Source organism: Peribacillus alkalitolerans (genome assembly GCF_010882125.1).
Taxonomy (GTDB): Bacteria; Bacillota; Bacilli; order Bacillales; family DSM-1321; genus Bacillus_BN; species Bacillus_BN alkalitolerans.
Window position 1 is genome coordinate 205,518 of record NZ_JAAGVZ010000005.1, and the last position, 23,940, is coordinate 229,457.

Annotated in this window: 28 protein-coding genes; 7 read left to right on the forward strand and 21 right to left on the reverse strand. The window is 37.9% G+C overall.

Annotated features, from left to right (window positions below):
- Positions 1-71: 71 nt before the first annotated feature.
- From G3O09_RS08465 to G3O09_RS08485, 5 genes are all read right to left on the reverse strand, one after another.
- Positions 72-1,364 (reverse strand): NCS2 family permease, encoded by a 1,293-nt coding sequence (locus G3O09_RS08465; RefSeq protein ID WP_163101060.1) that lies wholly within the window; start codon positions 1,362-1,364, stop codon positions 72-74.
- 253 nt (positions 1,365-1,617) lie between these two features.
- Entirely contained in the window at positions 1,618-2,376 is a 759-nt protein-coding gene (gene sigF / locus G3O09_RS08470; protein WP_163101061.1) for an RNA polymerase sporulation sigma factor SigF, read from the reverse strand.
- 13 nt (positions 2,377-2,389) lie between these two features.
- Positions 2,390-2,830, reverse strand: coding sequence for an anti-sigma F factor (gene spoIIAB / locus G3O09_RS08475; RefSeq protein ID WP_163101062.1), 441 nt, complete (start codon positions 2,828-2,830; stop codon positions 2,390-2,392).
- Positions 2,830-3,180, reverse strand: a complete 351-nt coding sequence (gene spoIIAA / locus G3O09_RS08480) for an anti-sigma F factor antagonist (protein ID WP_163101063.1) — start codon at positions 3,178-3,180, stop codon at positions 2,830-2,832. The genes spoIIAB and spoIIAA overlap by 1 nt, the downstream gene beginning before the upstream one ends.
- A 158-nt stretch (positions 3,181-3,338) precedes the next feature.
- Positions 3,339-4,511, reverse strand: a complete 1,173-nt coding sequence (locus tag G3O09_RS08485; protein WP_163101064.1) for a D-alanyl-D-alanine carboxypeptidase family protein — start codon at positions 4,509-4,511, stop codon at positions 3,339-3,341.
- 175 nt (positions 4,512-4,686) lie between these two features.
- Between G3O09_RS08485 and G3O09_RS08490 the strand changes: the two genes are divergently transcribed.
- Entirely contained in the window at positions 4,687-5,058 is a 372-nt protein-coding gene (locus G3O09_RS08490; protein ID WP_163101065.1) for a VOC family protein, read from the forward strand.
- A gap of 121 nt (positions 5,059-5,179) precedes the next feature.
- Here G3O09_RS08490 and G3O09_RS08495 read toward each other — a convergent pair whose 3' ends face one another.
- From G3O09_RS08495 to G3O09_RS08530, 8 genes are all read right to left on the reverse strand, one after another.
- Positions 5,180-6,484, reverse strand: coding sequence for a pyrimidine-nucleoside phosphorylase (locus tag G3O09_RS08495; RefSeq protein ID WP_163101066.1), 1,305 nt, complete (start codon positions 6,482-6,484; stop codon positions 5,180-5,182).
- Positions 6,485-6,510: 26 nt separating this feature from the next.
- Positions 6,511-7,323 (reverse strand): purine-nucleoside phosphorylase, encoded by an 813-nt coding sequence (locus tag G3O09_RS08500; RefSeq protein ID WP_163101067.1) that lies wholly within the window; start codon positions 7,321-7,323, stop codon positions 6,511-6,513.
- A gap of 15 nt (positions 7,324-7,338) precedes the next feature.
- The gene (gene deoB, locus G3O09_RS08505; RefSeq protein WP_163101068.1) at positions 7,339-8,526 is read right to left on the reverse strand and encodes a phosphopentomutase; all 1,188 of its coding nucleotides are present in this window, start codon (positions 8,524-8,526) and stop codon (positions 7,339-7,341) included.
- A 352-nt stretch (positions 8,527-8,878) separates the two neighbouring features.
- Positions 8,879-9,772 (reverse strand): site-specific tyrosine recombinase XerD, encoded by an 894-nt coding sequence (gene xerD / locus G3O09_RS08510; RefSeq protein WP_163101069.1) that lies wholly within the window; start codon positions 9,770-9,772, stop codon positions 8,879-8,881.
- A 4-nt stretch (positions 9,773-9,776) separates the two neighbouring features.
- Positions 9,777-10,001, reverse strand: a complete 225-nt coding sequence (locus tag G3O09_RS08515; RefSeq protein ID WP_163101070.1) for a YqzK family protein — start codon at positions 9,999-10,001, stop codon at positions 9,777-9,779.
- A gap of 308 nt (positions 10,002-10,309) precedes the next feature.
- Complete coding sequence (fur, locus tag G3O09_RS08520; protein WP_163101071.1) at positions 10,310-10,771, reverse strand: ferric iron uptake transcriptional regulator; 462 nt, start codon at positions 10,769-10,771, stop codon at positions 10,310-10,312.
- Positions 10,772-10,878: 107 nt separating this feature from the next.
- Positions 10,879-11,532 carry a stage II sporulation protein M gene (spoIIM, locus tag G3O09_RS08525; RefSeq protein ID WP_163101072.1) on the reverse strand — a complete coding sequence of 218 codons (654 nt, stop codon included), beginning with the start codon at positions 11,530-11,532 and terminating at the stop codon, positions 10,879-10,881.
- Between the two features lie 453 nt (positions 11,533-11,985).
- Positions 11,986-12,537, reverse strand: a complete 552-nt coding sequence (locus G3O09_RS08530) for an NUDIX domain-containing protein (RefSeq protein ID WP_163101119.1) — start codon at positions 12,535-12,537, stop codon at positions 11,986-11,988.
- Positions 12,538-12,616: 79 nt separating this feature from the next.
- Here G3O09_RS08530 and mciZ point away from each other — a divergent pair, with 79 nt between their 5' ends.
- Both mciZ and G3O09_RS08540 read left to right on the forward strand, forming a co-directional pair.
- On the forward strand, positions 12,617-12,772 hold the full coding sequence (gene mciZ, locus G3O09_RS08535) for a Z-ring formation inhibitor MciZ (protein ID WP_163101073.1): 156 nt from the start codon (positions 12,617-12,619) through the stop codon (positions 12,770-12,772).
- Positions 12,773-12,840: 68 nt separating this feature from the next.
- Positions 12,841-13,761 carry an aldo/keto reductase gene (locus tag G3O09_RS08540; RefSeq protein ID WP_163101074.1) on the forward strand — a complete coding sequence of 307 codons (921 nt, stop codon included), beginning with the start codon at positions 12,841-12,843 and terminating at the stop codon, positions 13,759-13,761.
- A gap of 148 nt (positions 13,762-13,909) precedes the next feature.
- Here the strand turns inward: G3O09_RS08540 and G3O09_RS08545 are convergent, their stop codons facing one another.
- Entirely contained in the window at positions 13,910-14,170 is a 261-nt protein-coding gene (locus G3O09_RS08545; protein WP_163101075.1) for a YqkE family protein, read from the reverse strand.
- 360 nt (positions 14,171-14,530) lie between these two features.
- Here G3O09_RS08545 and G3O09_RS08550 point away from each other — a divergent pair, with 360 nt between their 5' ends.
- Complete coding sequence (locus tag G3O09_RS08550) at positions 14,531-15,445, forward strand: alpha/beta hydrolase (RefSeq protein WP_240338381.1); 915 nt, start codon at positions 14,531-14,533, stop codon at positions 15,443-15,445.
- 6 nt (positions 15,446-15,451) lie between these two features.
- On the opposite strand, the gene G3O09_RS08555 is transcribed toward G3O09_RS08550, so the two are convergent.
- Positions 15,452-15,778, reverse strand: a complete 327-nt coding sequence (locus G3O09_RS08555; RefSeq protein ID WP_163101077.1) for an iron-sulfur cluster biosynthesis family protein — start codon at positions 15,776-15,778, stop codon at positions 15,452-15,454.
- A gap of 165 nt (positions 15,779-15,943) precedes the next feature.
- Between G3O09_RS08555 and G3O09_RS08560 the strand changes: the two genes are divergently transcribed.
- Positions 15,944-16,153, forward strand: coding sequence for a CDGSH iron-sulfur domain-containing protein (locus tag G3O09_RS08560; RefSeq protein ID WP_163101078.1), 210 nt, complete (start codon positions 15,944-15,946; stop codon positions 16,151-16,153).
- 148 nt (positions 16,154-16,301) lie between these two features.
- Here G3O09_RS08560 and G3O09_RS08565 read toward each other — a convergent pair whose 3' ends face one another.
- Together G3O09_RS08565 and G3O09_RS08570 are read right to left on the reverse strand one after the other, a co-directional pair.
- On the reverse strand, positions 16,302-16,634 hold the full coding sequence (locus G3O09_RS08565; protein WP_163101079.1) for a YolD-like family protein: 333 nt from the start codon (positions 16,632-16,634) through the stop codon (positions 16,302-16,304).
- 33 nt (positions 16,635-16,667) lie between these two features.
- Positions 16,668-17,909, reverse strand: a complete 1,242-nt coding sequence (locus G3O09_RS08570) for a Y-family DNA polymerase (RefSeq protein ID WP_163101120.1) — start codon at positions 17,907-17,909, stop codon at positions 16,668-16,670.
- Positions 17,910-18,307: 398 nt separating this feature from the next.
- Here G3O09_RS08570 and G3O09_RS08575 point away from each other — a divergent pair, with 398 nt between their 5' ends.
- A complete protein-coding gene (locus tag G3O09_RS08575; protein WP_163101080.1) occupies positions 18,308-18,973 on the forward strand; it encodes a C40 family peptidase in 666 nt (221 codons plus the stop codon).
- A gap of 178 nt (positions 18,974-19,151) precedes the next feature.
- On the forward strand, positions 19,152-19,346 hold the full coding sequence (locus tag G3O09_RS08580; protein WP_163101081.1) for a hypothetical protein: 195 nt from the start codon (positions 19,152-19,154) through the stop codon (positions 19,344-19,346).
- 107 nt (positions 19,347-19,453) lie between these two features.
- Here G3O09_RS08580 and G3O09_RS08585 read toward each other — a convergent pair whose 3' ends face one another.
- From G3O09_RS08585 to G3O09_RS08600, 4 genes are all read right to left on the reverse strand, one after another.
- The gene (locus G3O09_RS08585; RefSeq protein ID WP_163101082.1) at positions 19,454-20,710 is read right to left on the reverse strand and encodes a DUF445 domain-containing protein; all 1,257 of its coding nucleotides are present in this window, start codon (positions 20,708-20,710) and stop codon (positions 19,454-19,456) included.
- 383 nt (positions 20,711-21,093) lie between these two features.
- Positions 21,094-21,636: a DoxX family membrane protein gene (locus tag G3O09_RS08590; protein ID WP_240338382.1), complete on the reverse strand. Its 543-nt coding sequence runs from the start codon at positions 21,634-21,636 to the stop codon at positions 21,094-21,096.
- 559 nt (positions 21,637-22,195) lie between these two features.
- Entirely contained in the window at positions 22,196-23,695 is a 1,500-nt protein-coding gene (locus G3O09_RS08595) for a sodium:solute symporter family protein (RefSeq protein WP_163101122.1), read from the reverse strand.
- On the reverse strand, positions 23,695-23,898 hold the full coding sequence (locus G3O09_RS08600) for a DUF3311 domain-containing protein (protein WP_163101083.1): 204 nt from the start codon (positions 23,896-23,898) through the stop codon (positions 23,695-23,697). Before G3O09_RS08600 ends, G3O09_RS08595 begins: the two co-directional genes overlap by 1 nt.
- Positions 23,899-23,940 lie beyond the last annotated feature (42 nt).

Here is a 23,940-nt window from a genome sequence, read left to right on the forward strand (position 1 = left end):
AAAGTAACCATAATTTACTAATGAGGAATAATACAAAAAAACATCAGCCGTTGACTGATGTTTTTTTCCTATTAATGTGCTGGGAAGAAAATCATTTGGATCAGGAAAACGATCCCGAAAAAATAAATTATGGGATGAACTTGTTTTCCTTTTCCACTGAAGAGTTTTAATAGTGGATACGTTATGAATCCAATTGCAATTCCAGTTGCGATGCTCGATGTTAATGGCATAGTTAGGATGATGATAAATGCAGGAAATGCATCATCAAATTCATTCCATTTCACTTTTGCCAAGCCTTCCATCATGAAACAACCTACAATAATCAATACTGGCGCTGTGATAGCTGGCAATGCAGAAATCGCTGAAATCACCGGAGAAAAGAACATGGATATTGTAAATAGGATGGCTACCACTACCGCCGTTAATCCTGTTCTTCCACCTGCTGCAACCCCCGTACTTGATTCAATGTATGCAGTTGATGGACTCGTTCCGAACATGGCTCCAACAGTCGTTGCTAAGGAGTCACCTAAGAAAGCTTGTTTCGCTCTAGGAAAAACTCCATTTTTCATTAATCCAGCCTGTTCAGAAACTCCAATCATCGTACCAGTAGTATCGAAAATCGTGACGAGTAGGAAAGCAAAGATAACCGCATACAAACCATTTGAAAATACACCACTTAAATCTAAATCAAAGAACACTGGTGCAGGCGGTACTGAGGCAATTCCTTTGAAGTGAAGCATATCAAAGAAATAACCCACTATTGCAGTTATAATCATACCTAAGAACAATGCTCCATTTACTCTTCTAGACATTAACGCAAGCGTCAGTAATAAACCGAAAATGGATAAGACTGTGACAGGATTTTGCAAATCACCTAAAGTAATCATCGTAGCTTCATTTGGAACGATGATACCAGCAGACTTCAAACCAATAAATGCAATGAACAATCCAATTCCTGACGTGATACCATATTTCAAACTCGGAGGAATTGCCATGATTAACAATTCTCGTAATTTGCTTACGCTTAACAAAATAAATATTAAACCAGCCACAAAGACTGCTCCAAATACCGTTTGATAAGACAAACCTTGTGTTCCAACGACACTTGCAAAGTATGCATTCAGTCCCATTCCTGGTGCAATTGCAATTGGATATTTTGCCGCAAGACCCATAATAAGTGTCCCTGTCACGGCAGCAATAATCGTCGCCATGAATACTTGTTCAAACGGGACTCCTGCAGAAGAAAGAATAGCAGGGTTAACAATCACGATATACACCATTGTCAAAAAGGTAGTAATCCCTGCGAAAACCTCCGTTTTTACATTTGTACCATATTCTTTTAAATGAAAATACTTTTCCATCATATTACCTCCAACGGACTTACAAATAACTATTTAAAATACGAATAATAAAAACAACCTAAACTATAATATTCGTTTTTAATCAAAAATACAAGGGTGATTCCCCATTATTTTTTTTGTTTTTTTTGGAATAGACTAAACACTTTAATTAAACGGATAGCTATACCTATACATTATTTCTGCAACTCTTACCTACTTCTACTTACTTTTTTCTCTGTTTATTGTAGCTTCAGAGCAAAAAAAAAATCCGTATGAATTAATCATTCATACGGACTTTCATTTGTTGTAGAATCTTTTTTTCCAGTCTCGAAACCTGTACTTGAGAAATGCCTAAACGATCAGCTACTTCAGATTGAGTTTGATCTTTGTAATAGCGAAGATAGACAATCAATCTCTCTCTTTCATCCAGCTCGAGAATCGCATCCTTCAATGCAAGTTTTTCAAACCATTTACCTTCTTGGTTATCAGAAATTTGGTCCAATAATGTAATTGGGTCCCCATCATTTTCATACACCGTTTCATGGATGGAAGATGGCATCCTACTCGCTTCTTGAGCGAGCACAATTTCCTCTGGGCTGATTTGCAAGAATTCAGCCAGTTCATTCACGGTTGGGTTTCTTCCAACGACTTTAGTCAACTCTTCTTTTGCCCTACGTATTTTATTCGCCATTTCTTTTAGAGAGCGGCTAACCTTTACGGTTCCGTCATCCCTAATAAATCGTTGGATTTCACCAATAATCATTGGAACAGCATACGTAGAAAATTTTACATCAAAGGATAAATCAAATTTATCCACTGATTTTAATAGACCGATACATCCTATCTGAAATAAGTCATCCGGCTCATATCCTCTATTCAAGAAACGTTGAACGACTGACCAAACTAATCTTAGGTTGCTTTTTACTATGGTGTCTCGGGCGCTTTGGTCCCCATTCTGGCTGAGGCGGATCAATTTTTTCACTTCTTCATCCTTTAAATGGGCCGTTTGCTTGCTGTTTTTGACCTCCACATCCATAAGCAGATCTCCCTTAATTGCATAAAGCTTTGCTATACATCAACTGTTTTCGCAATCGAATAATCGTGCCTTCTTCTTTGTGAGACACGACGCTCAGCTCATCCATAAAGTTTTCCATAATCGTAAAGCCCATCCCTGAACGTTCAAGTTCTGGTTTTGACGTGAATAAAGGCTGACGTGCTTCTTCAATGTCTTCAATTCCTATTCCCTCATCACGGATTGTCATCTCTACTGTATTGCCTTCAATGCTAACAGAAATATAGACAATTCCTTTTGGATCATTTTCATATCCATGGATAATTGAGTTGGTAACCGCCTCTGAAACAACCGTTTTGATTTCTGTTAATTCATCCATGGTTGGATCTAGCTGGGCAATGAATGCCGCTACTGTCACCCTTGCAAACGATTCATTTTGACTTAATGCTGAAAACTGTAAATCCATTGTATTCTTCATTACGCAACCCCCAATCTAAGTAAAGCATTTTCTTCTGATGGTTCCTGCTTAATAATTTTAAATAAACCAGACATCTCAAACAATCGCTTTACAGCTGGGGAGATTGCGCAAACTACCATTTCGCCGTGATTCTGTTTAATTTGTTTATAGCGCCCAAGAATGACACCTAAACCTGAACTATCCATAAAAGAAAGTTCATCTAAATTCAAGATGATGTGCTTGATTCCATGCTTCTCGATAGCTGAAGAGGCTTTATCCTTCAACTCCTCAGCGGTATGATGATCAAGCTCACCCTTTAGCCTGATGCACAATACATCTTCTTTAATCTCTAAGTCAATAGCAAGACCCACTATTTACAGCCTCCTTCACTGTCTTATAGTGAGTCAATTTCTATATCCAAGGTGTAATATCCTTCTAGTTGACAAAACTAGTGTTCATTCTCGAAAACTTGCCGAAATTCGATAAAATACTACAATCGAAATGAGTAGGGGCTTGCCCCCACCCTCCTTTATTTACTGTCTGATAGGGTGAACATGCCGAAGGCTCTTTTATAAAGGTCCCACCAGCTAGCTTTTTTAATGTTCTTCTTGGCGACAATCGGGGATTCAACCATGACTTTATCACCTTTGATAACTTTTAGCGTTCCGATTTCGTCACCCTTTTGAATAGGTGCTTTTAAATTTTTCTTTAATTCCACTACTTTTTTAATATCTTTGATGGTTTCACCTTTTTTCGTTAGAACGGAAATTGGTTCACTTGTTACTGCTGCCACGGTCTTTTGATTCCCTTTGCTAACGTGGACGTCTTTTAATTGGAATCCGCGTTCATAGACTGGATGAGTCATATATTGTGAATACGCATAGTCCAACATTTTTGTCACTTGGGCATTACGTTCTTTTGGTGAAGGTGCACCGAACACCACAGCAATGACTCTCATATTTCCTTTTTTCGCTGTGGCTGTCAGACAATACTTTGCTTCATTGGTAAATCCTGTTTTTAAGCCATCTACACCTGTATAGAATCTGACTAGTTTGTTCGTGTTGACTAGCCAAAATTTTTTGTTTGTGTTTTCTCGAAGATAAGATTCGTAAGTTCCAGTGAATTTTGTGATGGTATCGTACTTCAGTAACTCTTTTGCCATCATAGCCATATCGTGGGCTGTGCTATAGTGGTCAGAAGCAGGCAATCCTGTTGCATTTTGAAACTTTGTATTTTTCAACCCTAAATCTTTCGCTTTGTCATTCATCATTTCCACAAACGCTTCTTCTGAGCCTGCTATCCTCTCAGCTAATGCGACTGATGCGTCATTCGCCGAACCAATCGCGATTCCTTTAAGCATTTGCTCAGTAGTCATTTCCTCACCAGGTTCAAGGAAAATTTGAGATCCGCCCATTGATGCAGCATACTCGCTTGTACGAATTTTTTCTTTCATTGTTAGCTTGCCTGTATCAAGTGCTTCCATGATTAATACCATGGTCATTATTTTTGTCATACTTGCAGGTGGTAGCTGCTCATCTCGATTTTTTTCATACAAAATCGCTCCTGTATCGCGTTCAATCAAGATCGCTGACTTCGATTGCTCCGCTAGATCCGCACCTTTTTTCTCGGCAGCTAATGCTGTTGGAACGGTAAAGCCAAACAGGAATGTAGTAATTAGGCATATTGAAATAAAGCGTTTCATCTCCAAACCCTCCAATCAGTAATAGCTTCCATTTTTTCCAATAAAAATTGTTTTATACAAATGTTTCCTCTTTATAAAAGACTTATTAATGGATTTTTTTACTAATTACAAAGGGGATGTTAAACTTATCTAGAATTGGATAGAAGTATGCTTTTTTTGGGGAGGTAACATTACAATGAATTATAAAATTTTAGGAATTGAACATATCCAATTGGCAGCACCTCAAGGTTGTGAAGTGGCAGCAAGGAAATTTTTTGGTGACATTCTTGGCATGGAAGAGATCCCTAAACCAGAGTCCCTTCAAGGACGAGGAGGGGTATGGTTCAAGGTAGGTAACCAAGAACTTCATATTGGGGTTGAACAAAACTTTAGTCCTGCCAAAAAAGCACACCCCGCTTTTACAATCGTGGAGCTTAAACAGCTTCAGGCTCGCTTAGAGGAATGCGGTGTGGCAATTAAGGAAGATACCCCGATTGCTGGAAGATCACGCTTTTTTGTCAGTGATCCATTTGGGAATAGAATTGAGTTTTTAGAATTTCATAAATAAGAAAAAGGCTGCTCCCATTTTTGGGAACAGCCTTTATTAATAGATTAGGAAGTATAACTTTTGAAGTTAGACCAGTTTCTAGCACCGACACACAAGACGTGCTAGTCCGTGGCTTTTCTTACTACAGCATAATCTCTTTATAAATAAGTGTTGGTTTTTCTACTTTCTCTGAAGAAACGATAATGTTTTCATATAACATTTCTTTTACTTTTTCTACATCTTCGAAATTGCTATGAATCGTTACTAATGATTCGCCTTTTTTGACTTCATCTCCGATTTTTTTATTCAGCATTAAACCTACCGCTAAATCAATCACGGATTCTTTCGTCGCACGGCCAGCACCTAGAAGCATTGCAGCTGTCCCTACTTCATCCGCAACGATTTCTCTTACATAACCATCTTCTTTTGCTTCAAGTTCAAAAGTATATTGTGCCTTAGGAAGCTTTGTTGGATCGTCGATGACTGATCCATCTCCACCTTGTGAAGATAGGAACAATTTAAACTTCTCCAAAGCCGCTCCATTTTCCATCACTTCAACTAGCATTTTTCTTGCTTCTTCTAATGAAGACGCTTTTTCAGCAAGGTAAACCATGTGGCTACCTAGAACAAGACAAAGTTCGGTTAAATCTTCTGGACCTTCGCCTTTTAATGTATCGATCGCTTCCTTTACTTCTAAAGCGTTTCCGATTGCATATCCGAGTGGTTGACTCATATCTGAGATAACCGCCATTGTTTTACGTCCTACATTGTTTCCGATGCCTACCATCGCTTTTGCAAGTGCTTCAGAATCTTCCACTGTTTTCATGAAAGCCCCTGCTCCTGTCTTTACATCCAAAACGATTGCATCTGCACCAGCAGCTATTTTCTTACTCATAATGGAGCTTGCTATTAATGGGATGCTATCTACTGTCGCAGTTACGTCACGCAATGCATATAACTTTTTGTCAGCAGGCGTTAAATTACCTGTCTGTCCGATAACCGCGATTTTATTCTTATTCACTAAATCGATGAATTCTTCTTTTTCAATTTCCACATGGAAGCCTTCAACAGCCTCAAGTTTATCAATTGTTCCACCTGTATGGCCAAGTCCACGACCTGACATTTTTGCAACAGGTACATCTAAGGCAGCGACTAGTGGGCCAAGTACAAGTGTAGTCGTATCGCCTACACCGCCCGTACTGTGTTTATCTACTTTTACACCTTCAATGGCCGACAAATCAATTTGATCTCCTGATTTGACCATAGCCATTGTTAAATCAGCGCGTTCCTTATCAGTCATGCCTTTAAAGAAAATTGCCATGCTAAGTGCACTCATTTGATAATCAGGGATACTTCCATTCGTGAAGCCATTAATTATGAATGTAATTTCTTCAGTCGATAATTCAAGTCCGTCGCGTTTCTTTTCAATTAAATCAACCATTCTCATGTTGGGTTACCATCCTTTATCAGTTGTTAAATGCTCTCAACTAATCCTTTTACATAGCTTAAAAAGCTTGATTTTACTTTTTCTGTCGTCTCAATCACTTCATCATGAGATAGTGGCTGATCAAGGATTCCTGCTGCCATGTTCGTGATACAAGAAATTCCTAGGACTCTCATACCCGAATGACGAGCCACAATTACTTCCGGTACAGTAGACATACCAACTGCATCTCCACCCCAAATACGTGCAAGTCGTACCTCAGCTGGAGTTTCGTATGCAGGGCCAAAGTTTCCTACATAGACTCCTTCTTTGACATCTATGCTTTGTTTTCTTGCTTCATCCTTTGCAATTGCAATAAACTGAGCATCATAAGCTTGAGACATATCTGGGAATCTTGGTCCAAATCGTTCATCATTATGGCCCATCAATGGGTTTGTTCCGAAATTGTTAATATGGTCTGTGATAATCATCAAATCTCCAGCTGAGAAACTTTCGTTCACTCCACCTGCAGCATTCGTCACAATCAGCTTTTCAACCCCAAGTAATTTCATTACTCGTACTGGGAACGTAACTTTATCCATTGAGTATCCTTCGTAGAAATGGAAGCGACCTTGCATCGCAATGACCGTTTTACCATTCAATTCACCAATGACTAATTGCCCTGCATGTCCTTGGACAGTAGACGTTGGAAAATTTGGAATTTCTTCATAAGGGATTTTTACTGGGTTTTCGATTTCATCTGCCAATACTCCCAGACCAGAACCTAGGATTAGTCCAATTTCCGGCTTATTGCTTATTTTTGCTTCAATAGATTGAGCGGCTTTTTGAGCTTGTTCAAACATGGTTCTCTCTCCGTTCTATTTCAATTCTTGTAAAAAACTTTTACCGTAAACAGGCATTTTCACTTCGAAATTATCAGCAACTGTTGCTCCAATATCTGCGAAAGTATCCATGATTGGAAGCTTGCCCGGTGTTTGTAAAGACTTCGAATACACTAATAAAGGTACATATTCTCTAGTATGGTCCGTTCCAGGGTGTACTGGATCGTTTCCGTGGTCAGCAGTGATAATAAGTAAATCTTCATCTTGAAGCTGTGGCAACACTTCTGCCAGTCTCACATCATATTCTTCCAAAGCTTTTCCATAACCAATTGGATCACGTCTATGTCCAAACAATGCGTCAAAATCTACTAGGTTTGAAAAGCTCATGCCTGTAAACTCCATATTGATTGTTTCAAGCAATTTGTCCATGCCATCCATGTTCGAAACTGTACGTAACGATTGAGTTACCCCTTCACCATCAAAAATGTCAGAAATTTTCCCGATTGCAAGCACATCATATCCTGAATCCTTTAATGCATTCATTACCGTTGGATCAAACGGCTTTAATGCATAGTCATGGCGATTCGAAGTGCGCTTAAAGTTTCCTGCTTCTCCCAAGAAAGGTCGAGCGATAATTCTTCCAATCATATACTCTTCACGTAATGTCATTTTACGTGCTAATTCACAAATTTTGTATAATTCATCTAAAGGTACGATTTCCTCATGAGCAGCTATTTGCAAAACAGAATCAGCAGACGTATACACAATTAACGCTCCTGTTTCCATATGCTCTTTTCCGAGCTCATCTAATATTTCAGTGCCGCTCGCTGGTTTATTACCAATTACTTTTCTTCCTGATTTTTCTTCTAATTCTTGAATCAATTCAGGCGGAAAACCTTCTGGGAAGACTTTGAAAGGAGTTTCAATGTTCAAGCCCATGATTTCCCAGTGACCTGTCATTGTATCCTTGCCGTTTGAAGCTTCTTGAACTTTTGTATAATAAGCCATTGGCTCATTTACTTTAGAAATCCCTTTTATATCCTCGATATTTCCAAGGCCTAGTTTTTCCATATTTGGCATGTTCAAACCGTTCATTTTCTCAGCGATATGACCTAGCGTATGAGCCCCATTATCTCCAAACTTCTCAGCATCTGGTGCTTCACCAATCCCGACGGAGTCCATAACTACCAAAAAAATACGCTTAAAATTTTTATATGATTTCATGAGATCCTCCCATTCTGATCTTAGTCGTCTCTAATTCTGTATCTTCCCCTTGTTAGGGTAGAAATAACCGTTTTTCATACACAACATTCGTCGGAAGTCTGACCTCTACATTGTAATCGATTGATCAATCCAAAGTAAAGAAATCTCCTGTAATATTCACAAAACCTTCAACTAGTAATTTTTCCTTTTCGGTGCCTTTTCCTTCGTTGATTTAAAATAATCCTCATTGGGCTCGTGTGATTCCCTTTTTCTTTCTCTTGAACCGGAAACGGGCAGCATTGCTATAGCTACAAAAGAAATCAGGGTACCCTGATTTCTTTTGCACTTCTATTAATCTTTGAGTCTAGTAATTTCAGGCACGAGGATGGAATTTTTTATAGACATCCTTCAAGCGAACATTGGTTACATGTGTGTATATCTGAGTTGTAGAAATATCGGCGTGTCCTAACATTTCTTGTACCGATCTTAAATCTGCCCCGTTCATCAATAAATGTGTCGCAAACGAGTGCCTTAACGTATGAGGTGTAAGTTCCTTTTCAATCCTTGCTTCGTTAGCAAGTTTTTTTAGGATTTTCCAAAATCCTTGCCGTGTAAGACGATTGCCATGATGATTCAGGAAGAGAGCATCTGTTTTATTCTTACGGTTCATAAGCGTTTGTCTACTGGCTCCTAGATAATGCTCGATTGCAGAAAGAGCTGTTCTCCCAATAGGAATAATCCTTTCCTTATTTCCCTTCCCCACACAACGCACAAAGCCCATCGTCGCATGAACATCCGAAACATCTAATCCTATTAGTTCACTGACCCTCATTCCAGTCGCATACAATAATTCGAGCATTGCTTTGTCCCGTGCTCCAAATACATCATTTTTTTCAGGAACCTCTAAGAGGGCTTCTACTTCCTCCATGCTCATCACTTTTGGTAGAGATCGTTCAGGTTGAGGGCTTTCAATATGTACAGAAGGATCTTGCTCCGTCACCTTTTCCCTTAGCAAAAACTGATGATAAGATCTGATGGAAGCAATATGTCTCGCCAATGTCCTTGAAGACTTCCCTTGCTGCTTGAGATGCCCAAGAAAATGGACGATTTGTCCCCTAGAAACAGTATTCCAATTTGTTATTTGTTCGATTTGTTGAAGATATTTTAGATAGGATTTCAAGTCTCTTGTATACGAGACGAGCGTGTTTTTAGCAAGTCCCTTTTCAACGGTTAAAAAATGTATGAAATCTCGAATTTGATCCTGCATCCCATTACTCCCCACTCATATAGAACAGCTTCAAGCGATCAATCCAGTTACCCTCCTCTGCTACGGGAGCTGAAGCCTTGATCGCGGTCCCATTTGGTTCATCGTATCGATGATAATTCTCATATTCTTGATTTAACCATACCATTCCAAAATAAAAAAGAATAGTAAAGCCTACGAATAGTATAAATACTTTTGTCGTATGCAGGATTAGTTTAATGGATTGCTTCATTTGCTTTCCTCCGAACACTTGATATTACAATCTATGCCACGTCGGACAAGATTTATACGTTATTTGGAGGAAAAAGGTCCGTTGATTGTAACGAGAGGCACTTGCTTTCCGTGGGGAGGAGGGAGTCTCCTCGGCGTTACCGCCTGTGGGGTCTCCCACTTCCCTCTTTTTCCCGCTGGAGTCAAGTGCCCTCCACTACAATCAACTCAGATAGTTAAATAAATTACAAAAAAGCAATAAACTTTAAGAAAACAGCAAAAATAAAAAATGCTTTATTTTCCCTTTAGAAAATAAAGCATTTTTATGTATTATTCTTGTTCGTTATTTTCTTCTTTAGAATGACAACGATGGCAGATTCCATGGAATGTCAATCTATGGTCTTTGATTTTGAAATTCCAATCCCGCTCTACAATGGCTTCCACATCTTCTAGCAGGTCGTCCTGAATCTCATCAACAGCACCACATTCAATACATACTAAATGATGATGAAAATGTGCAGCCCCTTCCTGTCTCAGGTCGTAACGGGAAACGCCATCCCCAAAATTGATTTTATCGACTATTTTAAGTTCAGTTAATAATTCCAGTGTTCGGTATACAGTTGCTAACCCAATTTCCGGCGATTTCTCTTTTACTAGGAGGTACACGTCTTCAGCACTTAAATGATCCTCTTCGTGCTCTAGTAAAACTCGGACGGTAGCTTCCCGTTGAGGAGTCAATTTGTAACTGGACGAGTGCAACTGCTTTTTTATTCTATCTAGTCTTGTTTCCACAATAATCCCTCCCTCGCCACTTCCTTACTATTATATCAAATGGGAGGGAACTGTCAAAATACAATTATTATAAATAAATATAAATAATGATTATTAAATAAAAATTATTATTTTTTAATAAAATTATCACCAATTACAGTTTTCATTAAGGGAGGGGAAAAATAAGCTTCTATTGCAGCCGCTCCTGACAAAAGCAAGAAGCTAATGAGTAAGGAAAATACATATTTAAAAATGATTGGCTTCAATGGTTCACGAACGTTCTTCATTATAATCCGTCGAACAATTTTAATGGTTAATGATAACGCTAACGTGGTGATGAAGATAAAAACAGGTACAATCAATATATTTTGTGGAAGTATCGATACAAAGGCTACACCAAATCCACTCCACCCCATTTGATTCACAAGGAATCCTACAGTGAACCCTACGACCATCCCTTTTAAAAACAATAATATCAATATGACCGGAATGCCGATGATTGAAACTCCTAATATCCATATTAGGACAATGTATTTCATATTATGCTGAAGGCTTTGAAGAAACATATCATAAGAAGGGGATAAATTCCCTTCTGAAACTTGTCCGAAAAATTGTCCCAAATAATAGAACAAATCTTCCTTTTGAGTAAAGCTTAAACTATTGACGATGACTGCCCCGAAGATAACCCCCATCAAAAATAAGACAATGATAAATACATACAATGAGGAATGTTCATTGAAATGAGCGATTGCTACGTTTTGAAAGGCCGATTTTTTCTTCATTCTATTTTTTCCTCCTGTTTTATGCTTACTAGATTGTATGGATGATCTAAGCCATTTATGACAGGAGGATTACATTTTTCAATTTGGTAGTTTTATAGAAAGGCTCTGTTAATCTAGCCTTTTATTTTTCTGCAAAAAAGCTCTTTTCGTATAGGTTATTGTTTATAGACTATAAAGTTTATTTGTTGCTTTCCGCGGGGAGGGATGGGGGCCTCCTCGGCGTTACCGCCTGTAGGGTCTCCCACTTCCCACTTTTTCCCCCCGGACATTGAATAAACTTCCTCGAATAAACACCGTACCAAGGAAATGCGAATACATTTTCGAGGAGTCAAGTACCCTCCGCTACAATCAACTCAGATCGTTAAAATTAAATTACATTCAAAAATCAACCAAACTTTACGAAACCAACCAAAAACAAAAAAAAGCACCGGCTAATATCCGATGCATTCTGTATTATTTCCCCATCAGCTGCTGTAGTTGTAAATATTGAACAGCGTACGCAGTCTTGGCGTCTTGAATTTTTTCTTCTTTTATATATTGCATTGCTTCTTCTAACGTCAGCTCTAGCAATTCAACAAATTCGTCATCATCACACGCTGCCGACTCATCTTTTTTCTTTAACCCTTTAGCTACAAAAAGATGGATAATCTCATCTGCAAATCCAGGTGATGTGTAAAAAGAGATTAGTGGCTCCATTGTTTCACACTCGTATCCTGTTTCTTCATCTAACTCTCGTTTGGCTGTATTCAATGGCTCTTCCCCAGGTTCAAGCTTACCTGCAGGTATTTCTACCAAGCTTCTTTCCATCGCTTTACGGTATTGCTCTACCATGATGATTCTTCCCTCATCTGTAATTGCTATTACGGCCACAGCCCCTGGGTGCTTGACGATTTCTCTTTTGCTTGTTTTCCCATCTGGAAGAGTAACTTCATCCACTTGAAGGCTGATCACCTTTCCAGAATAGATAGGCTTTGTTGAAATCGTGACTTCTTCAAATTTTTTCATATCCATATTGAATCTCCTAGTTCTATTTTTTGACCTATTGTTCATACATTTTACCATTATACCAATCGGAGGTTATCCTATGAAAATCTATGTGCATGAAAAAGGAATTACTCTTAGTGGCAAGGCATGGGAAATCAAACACAAATTGAAAGAATACAGTCAGCAATATCAATATGTTCAGCAATGGATCGATGGAATCTCTCAAAACAACTCTTGTAAAAAAGTGAAAGAATAGGCGTTTATTTAGGAAAGTTCATTCTCTTTCGATACAATATAGATAAATTGGTTCGAAGGAGCGGTCATATGAAAAAAAGACAATTAGGCAAATCCAATTTGTATGTTTCAGAAATTGGACTTGGTGCGATGTCGCTTGGCACAAATCCAATAAAATCTGCTGCAATTATTTCAGCTGCTCTAGAGGAAGGCATCAATTTCATTGATACGGCTGACCTTTATGATTATGGATTGAATGAAGAGCTGGTTGGACATGCCATCAAATCTCGCCGTAAGGATATCATTCTTGCAACAAAGGTTGGTAATCGGTGGAATGATGACAAACAAGGCTGGAGATGGGATGCTTCCAAATCGTATATTTTTGAAGCAGTCAAGGGTAGCCTTCGACGCCTCCAAACAGATTATATCGATTTATATCAATTACATGGCGGAACGATGGAAGACAACCACGATGAAGTAATTGAAGCATTCGAAGAATTAAAACGTGAAGGGCTAATTTTGAATTATGGAATTTCTTCTATTCGACCGAATGTCATACACTCATTTTCTAAGAAAGCTTCCCTTTCATCTGTTATGATGCAATATAGCGTTTTGGATCGTCGTCCAGAGGAAGTCATGCCTGTTTTGGATGCGAACGGAATCAGCATGATTGCTCGAGGACCTTTGGCTAAAGGTTTGTTAAGCGAAAAATTGCTCGATAAAGCGTCTCCAAGTATTTTGGAAAAAGGATATCTGGATTATTCCTTTAACGATTTGAAGGAGTTACTCGAGTCACTACGTGAAAAGTTTGCTGAGCTAAACATGAATGCAGTAGCGCTTCATTATGTACTTTCCCATCCTACCGTTGCGACCGTGATTCCCGGTGCGAGTTCAATCGAACAGGTTCGCGAAAATGCCCGTGCTGTCAAAGCTGGACATTTGACGCGTGAAGAGGTGGATTGGATTAAAGATATTTCGAAGGCGAGTGTGTATTTGGACCATCGGATTTAGTGTTTTTTTCAGAACACTTGGCTGCGCAAGCTTTGCCGGCGATGATTTCCACTTGTTCATAAAAATTGGTCTCTACTTCGACTTCCTTCTATATTAAAAGAATAAAATAAGGCTTCTGTCTCATCGTTGACAGGAGCCTTTTCTGTAATTATTTTTTATAATCAGCCCAATTCATTGGGTTCTCATTTAATAATTCTTCAAACGTTTTATTTTTCTCTTTTCGTTTTAGCTCTTCTTTTCGTTTCAATTCTTCCTGCTCTTTTTTCGCCTGTTCCTCAGCAGACAACTGAGATTTCGTTTCTTTTAGTTTGTCTAGTATCTGCGCATTCAGCATATCCCCAAGCGTCAATTTCTCCTTTTTTTGACTGTTTGATTGTGGTCGCTGAGACTGAGTTTTTTTCTTTTTCATTTGATGATCCTCCACGGTTACTTGTGTATGTATTATAGCATAATGCGGTTTTGGATTAATGATTTTGGATTTGATTTCTTAATAATCTCTGCTTTTATGCACGATAATTAAACATTTGTGCACTTTATTATAAAAATGCGCTTGATAATGAAATTTTGCGCTTTTTAGTGTCCGTTTTTGCTTTTTACGTGATGGATTTGCCTTTTAACATACCATTGTGCTTCTTACTCGATGGGTTTGCTTTTTAACATAAAGCACATTTTTCATAGTTACACGCCTTTTTTGGGAACTTTTTCAAATTTAGTGATACACTAATTCATATACTATATATGAAGTTCCACGTTCATGGAGGGATGGACTTTGAAAAAAGGCGGACTTTGGATTTTGTTTGGTTTCATCTTATATATAGTCGGGATTGGTGTGTTTTTCACTAATCGCATCATGTTTTTGAAGAAAAAAGAGGATGAGTTCATTTGGCAACGCGAAGTCGGAGCAAAACGAATTTCTCCACAGGCACTGCAGCAACTACCTCAATCAAAGATAAAAGTGTCTTCTCCCTTTGGCTATGAATTGGATTGTCTATTCGTACATCCTTATCCCTATAATAAATGGATGATTTTCTGTCATGGAATTACAGAGAACAAATATAACTCTGTAAAATATATGAATCTTTTTATTGAACGTGGCTTTAACGCGATCATATACGACCATCGCAGACATGGGCTTTCTGGCGGCAAAACGAGCAGCTACGGCCATTATGAAAAATGGGATTTGAAGGCAGTCATTGACGAACTAAAAAAACGTGAAGGAGTGGATGTGCAATTCGGCATTCACGGTGAATCGATGGGGGCTGTCACAGCATTGTTGTATGGCGGAACGATTGCCGATGATCCAGCTTTTTATATTGTCGATTGCCCATTCTCAGATTTCACCGACCAATTGAAGCACCGACTGAAAGTCGATTTCAAAATACCTTCTCCTCTTGTCCTTCCGATTGCTGATGCCTTCTTGAAGCTTCGCGAAGGCTATACTTTTAAGGAGGTATCTCCTATTTCGTCCATTAAACAGATTCAAAAGCCTATTTTGTTTATCCATAGCGCGAGTGATGACTTCATCCTTGCTGATATGACCCGTAGTCTATACGAACAGAAGCAAGGACCGAAACAGTTGTTTATCGCGTCTAAAGGAGTTCATGCCCAATCATTGAATGAAAATATGAAGGAATATGAAGAAGCAGTGGATGAATTTTTAGTCCAATATGGAAAAATGCACTGATTTGAATCAGTGCACTTTTTTTACGAATCCCATTCTAGGATTCAGCATACCGCCAGGGCTCTTTAATTGAAAGCAGTTTGCATCTTTAACAAAATCAATCTTCATGATGTCATCCATGAAAATTTGTTTTGATTTCTCCACATAGATGTCGCCTGCGTTCGTCTCTACCTTTTGATCGTCATCATCCAGTTCAGAAACAAACCATAACGTAGGGACTCCATTCACTACACATCCGCAGCCTTCTGTATCATACTTTAATTTTAGATATCCGTCCTGTTCTTGCGTTTTTTCAATCAGTTTGGCTTTTGCTGTATCTGTCCAGGTGATTATCATAGAATCCTCTCCTTAATTGAAAAAGTTTAAACGCCCTATACCTAATACTCATCAGGTTCCCGCTATAATTGTAGCATGTTTAGAAAAGCATTGAAAAAGGAAAGACTTATCGGTAGGATTAAGGTAAAATGTAGCAATACTGTGAACTTTTGAAGGAGGATTTTTATGTCTAAAGTACAAATCAAAGTAAATGATAACGGTTCATTCCGTGTTACTGGCGATGTTGAACTTATCGATGGGGAAGGCAATGTGTTTGAACCCAAACCAGCATTTTCTCTTTGCCGCTGTGGCCTTTCTGCTAAAATGCCATATTGTGATGCTTCACATAAAGGGAGATTCGAATCTGTCGTACGCGTGGAAAAACCAACTGAATAATGAGCTTTCTATTAAAGCAGCACACAAATTTGTGCTGCTTCTTTTTGAAGTCAGAGCAGTGCCAGCTATGACCACATGACGTCTGCGCCTTAAACCCGTAGAACAATCTGCTTTCGGATTGTTTTGATGGCGCTTACGCTTTTTCTTGTTACGAGTAAAAACGGACATCCACAATATCGATTAGAGCCACATAATGCTTATCCTCAAAGCGATCTACCACATGGAGCTGTTTTTTAAAATCATTGTAATAATGAATGAATCCAATCAGTAAATGATGACGACGGTTTTCGTAGTACGTAATGGCAACAAGAGAGCGGCACTCCATCGCTTCCCCGATGACGGAATTCATCTCTTCTAACTGCTGTTCATCGAGTAATGCCTTTTGTTCATACGTATCTTCGTGCGCCCAATCCCGTAGCATCTTCACATGCTCAGGCAGCATCATCGCTGTCCATTTAATACGACCTCGATCTCGAATCATGATCATCCCTCCCCTTTTTCAATAACACTTAGCCTAAGCTTTATGCCCCCCTACTAGCTTACTTCTATAGACCGCTGTTCCTGCTTCTGTGTAGGAGACGGCGCGAAGTAATGATTTAGAGCCAAAACGACCACGTATTCGATCCACTGTATATCCGAGCTCCCTTTTTTTCCATCGATTCGGTTCAAATAAGGTTAGTTGCATTTGTACGTCATCGGTAATATTCGATAGCGAAAGGGAAATTTGCCGGACCGTTTTCCTTTCATAATTTTCGTGGAACAGTTCGAGGCAAATTTTATATAAATCCATGGTGATGTTGGTAGGCTGCTCAATCGACCTAGACCGTAAAAATCCTCCCCCGAACTCATCCTGGCTATAGCCAATCCCAAGACTGATCGTTCTTCCTGCCTTGTGATGGGTACGTGCCCGACGGGCCACCTCCTCACATATTTCAAGAATGACGTGTTTGATTTCATGTTCCTCTTTATAATCCCGAAGCAAGATTTGACTCTTTCCAAAACTGATTTGCCCTTCCATAATTGGGGCCCCAATCTCAGACAAGTCGATTCCCCATGCATGGTAATACAACTGGTTACCCATGACACCGAATTTTTTCTCCAGCTTTTCCAGGCTATAATTAGCGAGTTGGCCGACTGAGAAAATCCCCATTCCATTCAATGTTTTCTGAACCCTTCTTCCGATACCCCACATTTCACTGAGTGGTGAAACCTTCCAAAGTTTTTCCTTCACGTCTTCATATGTCCACTGCGCAATGCCTTTCTTCTTCGCTTCCAAGTCCAGGCACAATTTTGCCAGCAGCATGTTCGGACCAATTCCAATCGCACATGGAAGCTGGAATTCCCGTTCAATTTCATCCTTGATTTTTTGGGCGATGGTTTTGACATCCCCCCATAAAGGTAATGCCCCATCGACCTTTAAAAAACTTTCATCGACACTATACGTATGAATTGCTTCCTTTGGTACGTAACGCTGAAACAATCGGGTAATTTCAGTAGAAATCCGCAAATACGTCGCCATCTTCGGTTCGACGAATTGAATGCGTGGATCATTCGGGATTTCAAACATCCGAGAGCCGGTTTTAATCCCGAACTCTTTTTTTAATCGCGGTGAGGCCGCTAAAACGACACTCCCTTTACGTTGTTCATTCCCAACAATGGCGATATATGACTCGAGCGGATCCTCTCCCCTCATGACAGCCGAACAGCTTGCATAAAAGCTTTTCATATCCACACACATGATATGATGATTTGGCATTTTGTCATAGTCCACGGTACTCACCTCAAAACAGAATATATGTTCGTATTTATCTTCTCCTTAATAGTAATAGAATATACGTTCGTATTCAATGGTAATTTTCTGACACCCTTCTACAATTCGACTTCATTTCCAAATAGACCCTAAATTACTATTTCACTATTATGGAAATACAGGAAAATATTTACATATAATCTAAAAGCACTAATACAAAATACATACTAAAATCTGTAAAATTAATGGCATTAACTTAAGTCAATACCCATTTTTTTAGTAAGTTTTACCTCCTAAAATCTGTAATAAAACTGTAATCAAAATGAGCGTTTATTGTTACATATTTATCGTAGGATAATATCAAATACATAGAGTAAAAGAGTTATAGGGGGAAACAAATCAACATGAAAAAATGGATTTCATCCGCTGCCGCTGCCACTGTCTTAGCTTCTACACTTCTCTTTTCGCCAACGGGTGCATCTGCCAATATCGGAGACCAAACATTACGACCAACTATGACACATTATGACGTTTTACAGCTTCAAACATTGTTAAAACAAAAAGGCTATCTTACATATGGTGGATCTTTAACTAAATATTACGGAACATCTACAACTGGAGCTGTTAAAAAGTTTCAAAGCGCAAAAGGTTTGACTGCAGATGGCGTTTCTGGACGTAACACGTTCAATAAATTGGGTGTGTATCCTGTCAACACTACTTCCTTAGTCAGTTATGCAAAAAAATTCATCGGAGTTCCTTATAAATGGGGTGGAACGAGCCCGACTGGATTTGACTGTTCTGGCTACATCTACTACGTATTCAAAAACTCTCAAGGGATTGCCCTACCGAGAACAGCCGCAAGCCTTTTCTCAAACGTAGGTTTAAAAGTAAGTGCTCCAGTTGTTGGAGACCTTGTATTCTTCCAAACGTATTCAACTGGACCATCACATGTAGGGATTTACATAGGTAACAACCAGTTCATCAGTGCGACATCTTCAAAAGGCATCAAAATCGACTATATGAGCAGCACATACTGGAAGCCTCGTTACTTAGGAGCGAAAACGTTATAAAAACAAATGAATAATTGAAAAAGCCAACCTAGTTCTCATGTGATTGATGAGTCCATAGGTTGGCTTTTTTATTTGGAATAGATGCTAATTAAATTTTGTTCTATTGAAATATTTTCCTTATTTACTCAGTATCATTAATTAAGTAAATAAAAAATGAAAGTCAAATGGAGGAAATCAAATGAGTCACACCTATCAGCATAAACCCCATAAATCGAAAACAGTTCTAAAAAGTGGGGTAGGTTTTGGAAGCTGCCTAGCAATGGTAATCTCATACACAGCCTATCAGTCAATCGGTTGGGCAATCATACACGGCATTTTCAGTTGGTTTTATGTTTTATACTATTGGATTAAATATGCACCTAGTTTTTTCTAAGGATGAAAGCCCAGAGGGTGATTCTCAAATCAGTGCATGATTTTGGAGTCACCCTCCAGTCTGTCTATAGAATAACGTCCACTTGACCCCTTAAGGACAGTTTTCATTTATACTATGGCCTTAAAAATAGTCACCAGGATACCAATTATAAACCCGCAAATAGCCCCATTTACTCGAATCCACTGTAAATCTTTTCCTACGTTATTTTCCAACATATCAATAAGAGTTTCATTATCTAGCTTTTCAAGGTTTTCTTTTACAAGAATGCCAATTTTAGAATGATTTTTATCGATCAAATAGGAAATCTGATTATGAATCCAATTTTCGATACCCTCGATTTTTAAAGGATCTGCATTCACTCTATCCAAGAAATTCTTGATCAATGAAAGGACATATTTTTCAATAAAGGCTTCATCTTGAATCAGATCAACTAATTTCTTCTGAAGCTGTCTAAGCATCTCCGTAATTTGATCACCAGGATTCCAATCATTTATCAGGGTATCTTTCCAATGATTTATTTCAGAAACTAGATCTTTTCGCTGGTGTATACTTTGCAACTCTTTACGAATTCGAGCCAGGATTAGGAGCCTATATTTATTATCATTTTTATTCAGATTGCTGATTCTTTTAATAATAAAGGATTGAAGAATGTTTCCGAGCTTTTCTTCATTTATTAAATTGCTAAAAGAATTGATAGCAAACTTCATGAAGCCATCCGCTTCAGTATTGTCAAGAAACTGTTTTGCCATTATTCCCATTTTTACTTTTGTATCCTCTTTAGACACCCACTGTTCAGTCTCATTCAGAATATAGTCCATTGCTTTATCATCCATTTTGCGGGCCAGTGCTTGATTGATAGCCGGTTGAAGAAAAACGCCCGTATCTAGAGTGTAAAGATAATTCTTCAGCTCTTTCTCAATGAAAGGAGATATTTTTTGTAAATCAACATTGCTGATTACTTGCTCAAGAATGGAAGCTATACCATTTTTAAAGGTGCCTGAATACAATTCTTTCTCTGCTTTTTGTAGTAGCTTGTCGGTAACTTTAATCTGTTTAAATTTCCCCTGTATACTTTCTTTCGTGAGCCAATCATTTTCTAGCATTGAAATTACAGCCCTAATCATTCTATCGCGATTTTTTGGGAGTAAGGCTGAATGTGGAATTGGTATACCCAGTGGATGTCGGAAAAGGGCTGTCACTGCAAACCAATCAGCAAGGCCTCCTACTAATCCTGCCTCAAATCCCCCTTGCAGTAATCTACCCATTAAAGAATCTTGAAAAGGAATCGTTATGAAAAATCCTGCACCCATAATTCCTAATGAAATTTTTGCTAAATACTTTGATTTTTTTTCTTGCTTCGTCATTGTAACTCCCTCGGTTATTAATATAAATTTACTATATCAATAATTTAACAAAATACAAATTATCCAATCAAACATTCCTTGCTTGATTGAATAGAGATTGGGAAATTTACAGGTATGCAACAGGTTTGATATAGGCAGTAGCTTTGTTGGAGCAGAAACTGGAACCAGATTCATAGTAGAGGGTGGTGAAGGGGTTAAAAAGCTTCTTTTACTAATCTTCTATTCTATTGAATGTACATAGTTATTTTGCATTTCCTTACAACCAGCTAACGCTCCTAATCAGGAGGAGCGTTAGTCAGTTGCTTTTCATCATATGATTCTGAAAATGACCACAGTTTTTATGTATTTCAATATTAACAGCTTAAAAACATATTTTATATAAATTAGGAAGTTTTCTTAATGAGCTCTTTTTGTATGATAGGCTCAACCATTCTTACCTTCTTTAATGAAAACTTTTTGTCTATTCCAAAATAACGATCTACACTAAAAACATAACTACGTTCAATAAAAAGTAAGATTCCAAATGCGCTTGTATAAAGAGTCAAGCTTATTAAATTCATATTGCCTGAAAGAATAAAGTTAACATGCATAAAAAGACAAATAAAAACGGATGGAATGATCATAAATCCAACGATTAAACAAATACCCACAATGATTTGTGCAATAGGAATTGTATAATTGAAAAAAAGAACATGATCTAATGCTGTCTGTTCAATAAAATGTTTGTAAAATTCCGGGACATTCGATTTTTCTAATGCTGTTAACAAATACTTTTCAATAAATACCCCTGGTTCACTAAACCAATGCTTTTCAGTAATTTTCGTTACTCCTGCCAAGAGCCATCCTACCCCAAAAAGAATTCTCAATAAAAAAATCAATGATTGCAAAATCCTGTTTTCAAAATGCATTTTTGGTAATGTCATCATATAACCATCCTCTATATCCTTATAAATTTTATAATTGAAAATGAATATCATTATCATACGATTTAAAATTTATCAAGAATGATAAGCATAGTCAATGGTAATATGATTCCAACTTGCAAAAATCTGTTAGAATGATAGTATTATTTATTAATTAATGAATACTAGGTAATAAGAATCAGGAGGAAATATGCATCGAATAAAAAATCTTGCCATTATTTCTTTTTTAATAATAAATATTATCGGCTTGTGCGTATGGATTATTTCAATGGTGGGATAGCAAAAACACCATTAAATTAGAGTTTTAGAAATCTAGGTTTATCTATTGGTACGCCTGCTCCATCATTGAGTTGATTTCTTCATTACTGAATAAAAATTTGACGTAGAATAGCATCCTAATGAATTTCTTGTATCCTTCATAAAAAAGTTAAAGCCTCTCCGGATGGAAAGGCTTTTTACTCACTCATACTCTATTAATTTATCTCTTTTTACAAGTTGTGAATTGCATCCAAGTCACGACTTTTCATCTTTAGTTGATAGGTTCCTTAGGTACGACGCAACATTAAGCGCCTTTCCTTATTTTCATCTCTGAGTCTTGTTGTTTCGAAAATAAGTAATCGAATATTGGATTAGATTTGTGTACTTTCTTCTTAACGAAAATAGGATTTAGAACAAGAAGTGATAGGACGTTTGCAAGTAATCCCCAGAAGCCTTCATAAATACCTAATGAATTTCCAGTTGCGTAAACAGTAAAGGTTACAATTAAACCAACGAGTAAACCGATTATGGTAGCCTCTCTAGTTTGTTGTCTCCAGAACAGACTAAAGACGATTGCAGGGAAGATTTGAACCATTCCAGAAACACCTAAAAGCTGAAGTGATACAAGTGCTGTCGGGAATAGCATCCCAAAGATTAATGCTAGTCCAATGACGACAAATACCATCGAGCGGGTAATCATCGTTAATTTTGCAGGTTTTACCTTTGGATTAATAAAATCACGGTAAATGTTGTTCGCAAAAAGGTTTGAAGCACCAATTGCCATAATTGAACAAGGAATAAGCGAGGCTAGTGCAATTGTAGAATATGCTAGTCCTTGAACGACACCGCCATAAGACATTTGAATTAAATTTAATAATGCGAAACGGGGATCGCTTCCTTCAGGAAGAACATGAAATGCAACGAAACCTAAGAAAATAACAAGAATCAATACAATATTATATAGTGGCAAATAAATTGCATTTTTGCGAAGAGTGTCAGCACTTTTGGCTGTAAATACGCCCGTTGCCGCATGGGCCCACATAAATAATGCTAATCCAGAAACTAATGATGCTGTGACAAACCATGGTATACCTTTTGGACCTGTAGTAGGAATGGTTAAAAGCTGTGGAGATTCCACTACCAGTTTATCCATCATTGATCCCCAACCTCCAAAATGAATGATTGGAAGCGACGCAACTAGGAATAACATAATGACCCAAACTAAAATATCCTTAATAATCGCAGTATAGGTCGGTCCTTTAATCCCACTAAAGAATGTATACAGGGCTACTAATAAGAACGATAAGATTACAACAACTTTTATATTGATGTATCCTGTTCCAGCTACTGTTAACGTATCTTGAATTCCTGCTAATTGTAAATCTATATATGGTATCAACATTAACACACCAACAATTGCGATTAATAAAGAAAGAAATTTACTATCGAACCTTTCTTTTGCATAATCCGCAAGTGTTGTTAATTTATGTATTTTAGAAACTTCCCAAAGCTTTGGTAGATAGAAATAAGAAATAAAGAAAGCGATAATTGTATACGGAATGGCAAAGAAAGCAAGACTCCCACCTACATAGGCTGTACTAGTTAACCCTAAAAAAGTATAAGCCGTATATAAATCAGCACCTACTAATAACCAAACTAGCAATGGTCCAAATCGTCTCCCACCAACAGACCACTCTTCCACAGAGCTTCTACTCGCTTTATCTCGTCCAGCTATAAATCCGATTAATACAACAGTTAAAACAATGAAACTTGTGATTAACAAGGCTGTTAGATTTCCATGCATCATTCAATGCTCCCTTCAGATTTCTGGATTCGATAAATCCCATACGTGCACAATGGTGTGATGATCATTCCTAAAAATAGCCAAAAATGGAGGAAAGGCAATCCTAGAATAATAGGCTCAATTCGATTTACAAAAGGTATTGCGACTAGCATTAGTATAAAAGGTATTGCGACTAGCATTACACTTACGATTTTTTTACTCATATTAACCCTCCTTATTTTTACAATATATTATTTTAGAATATT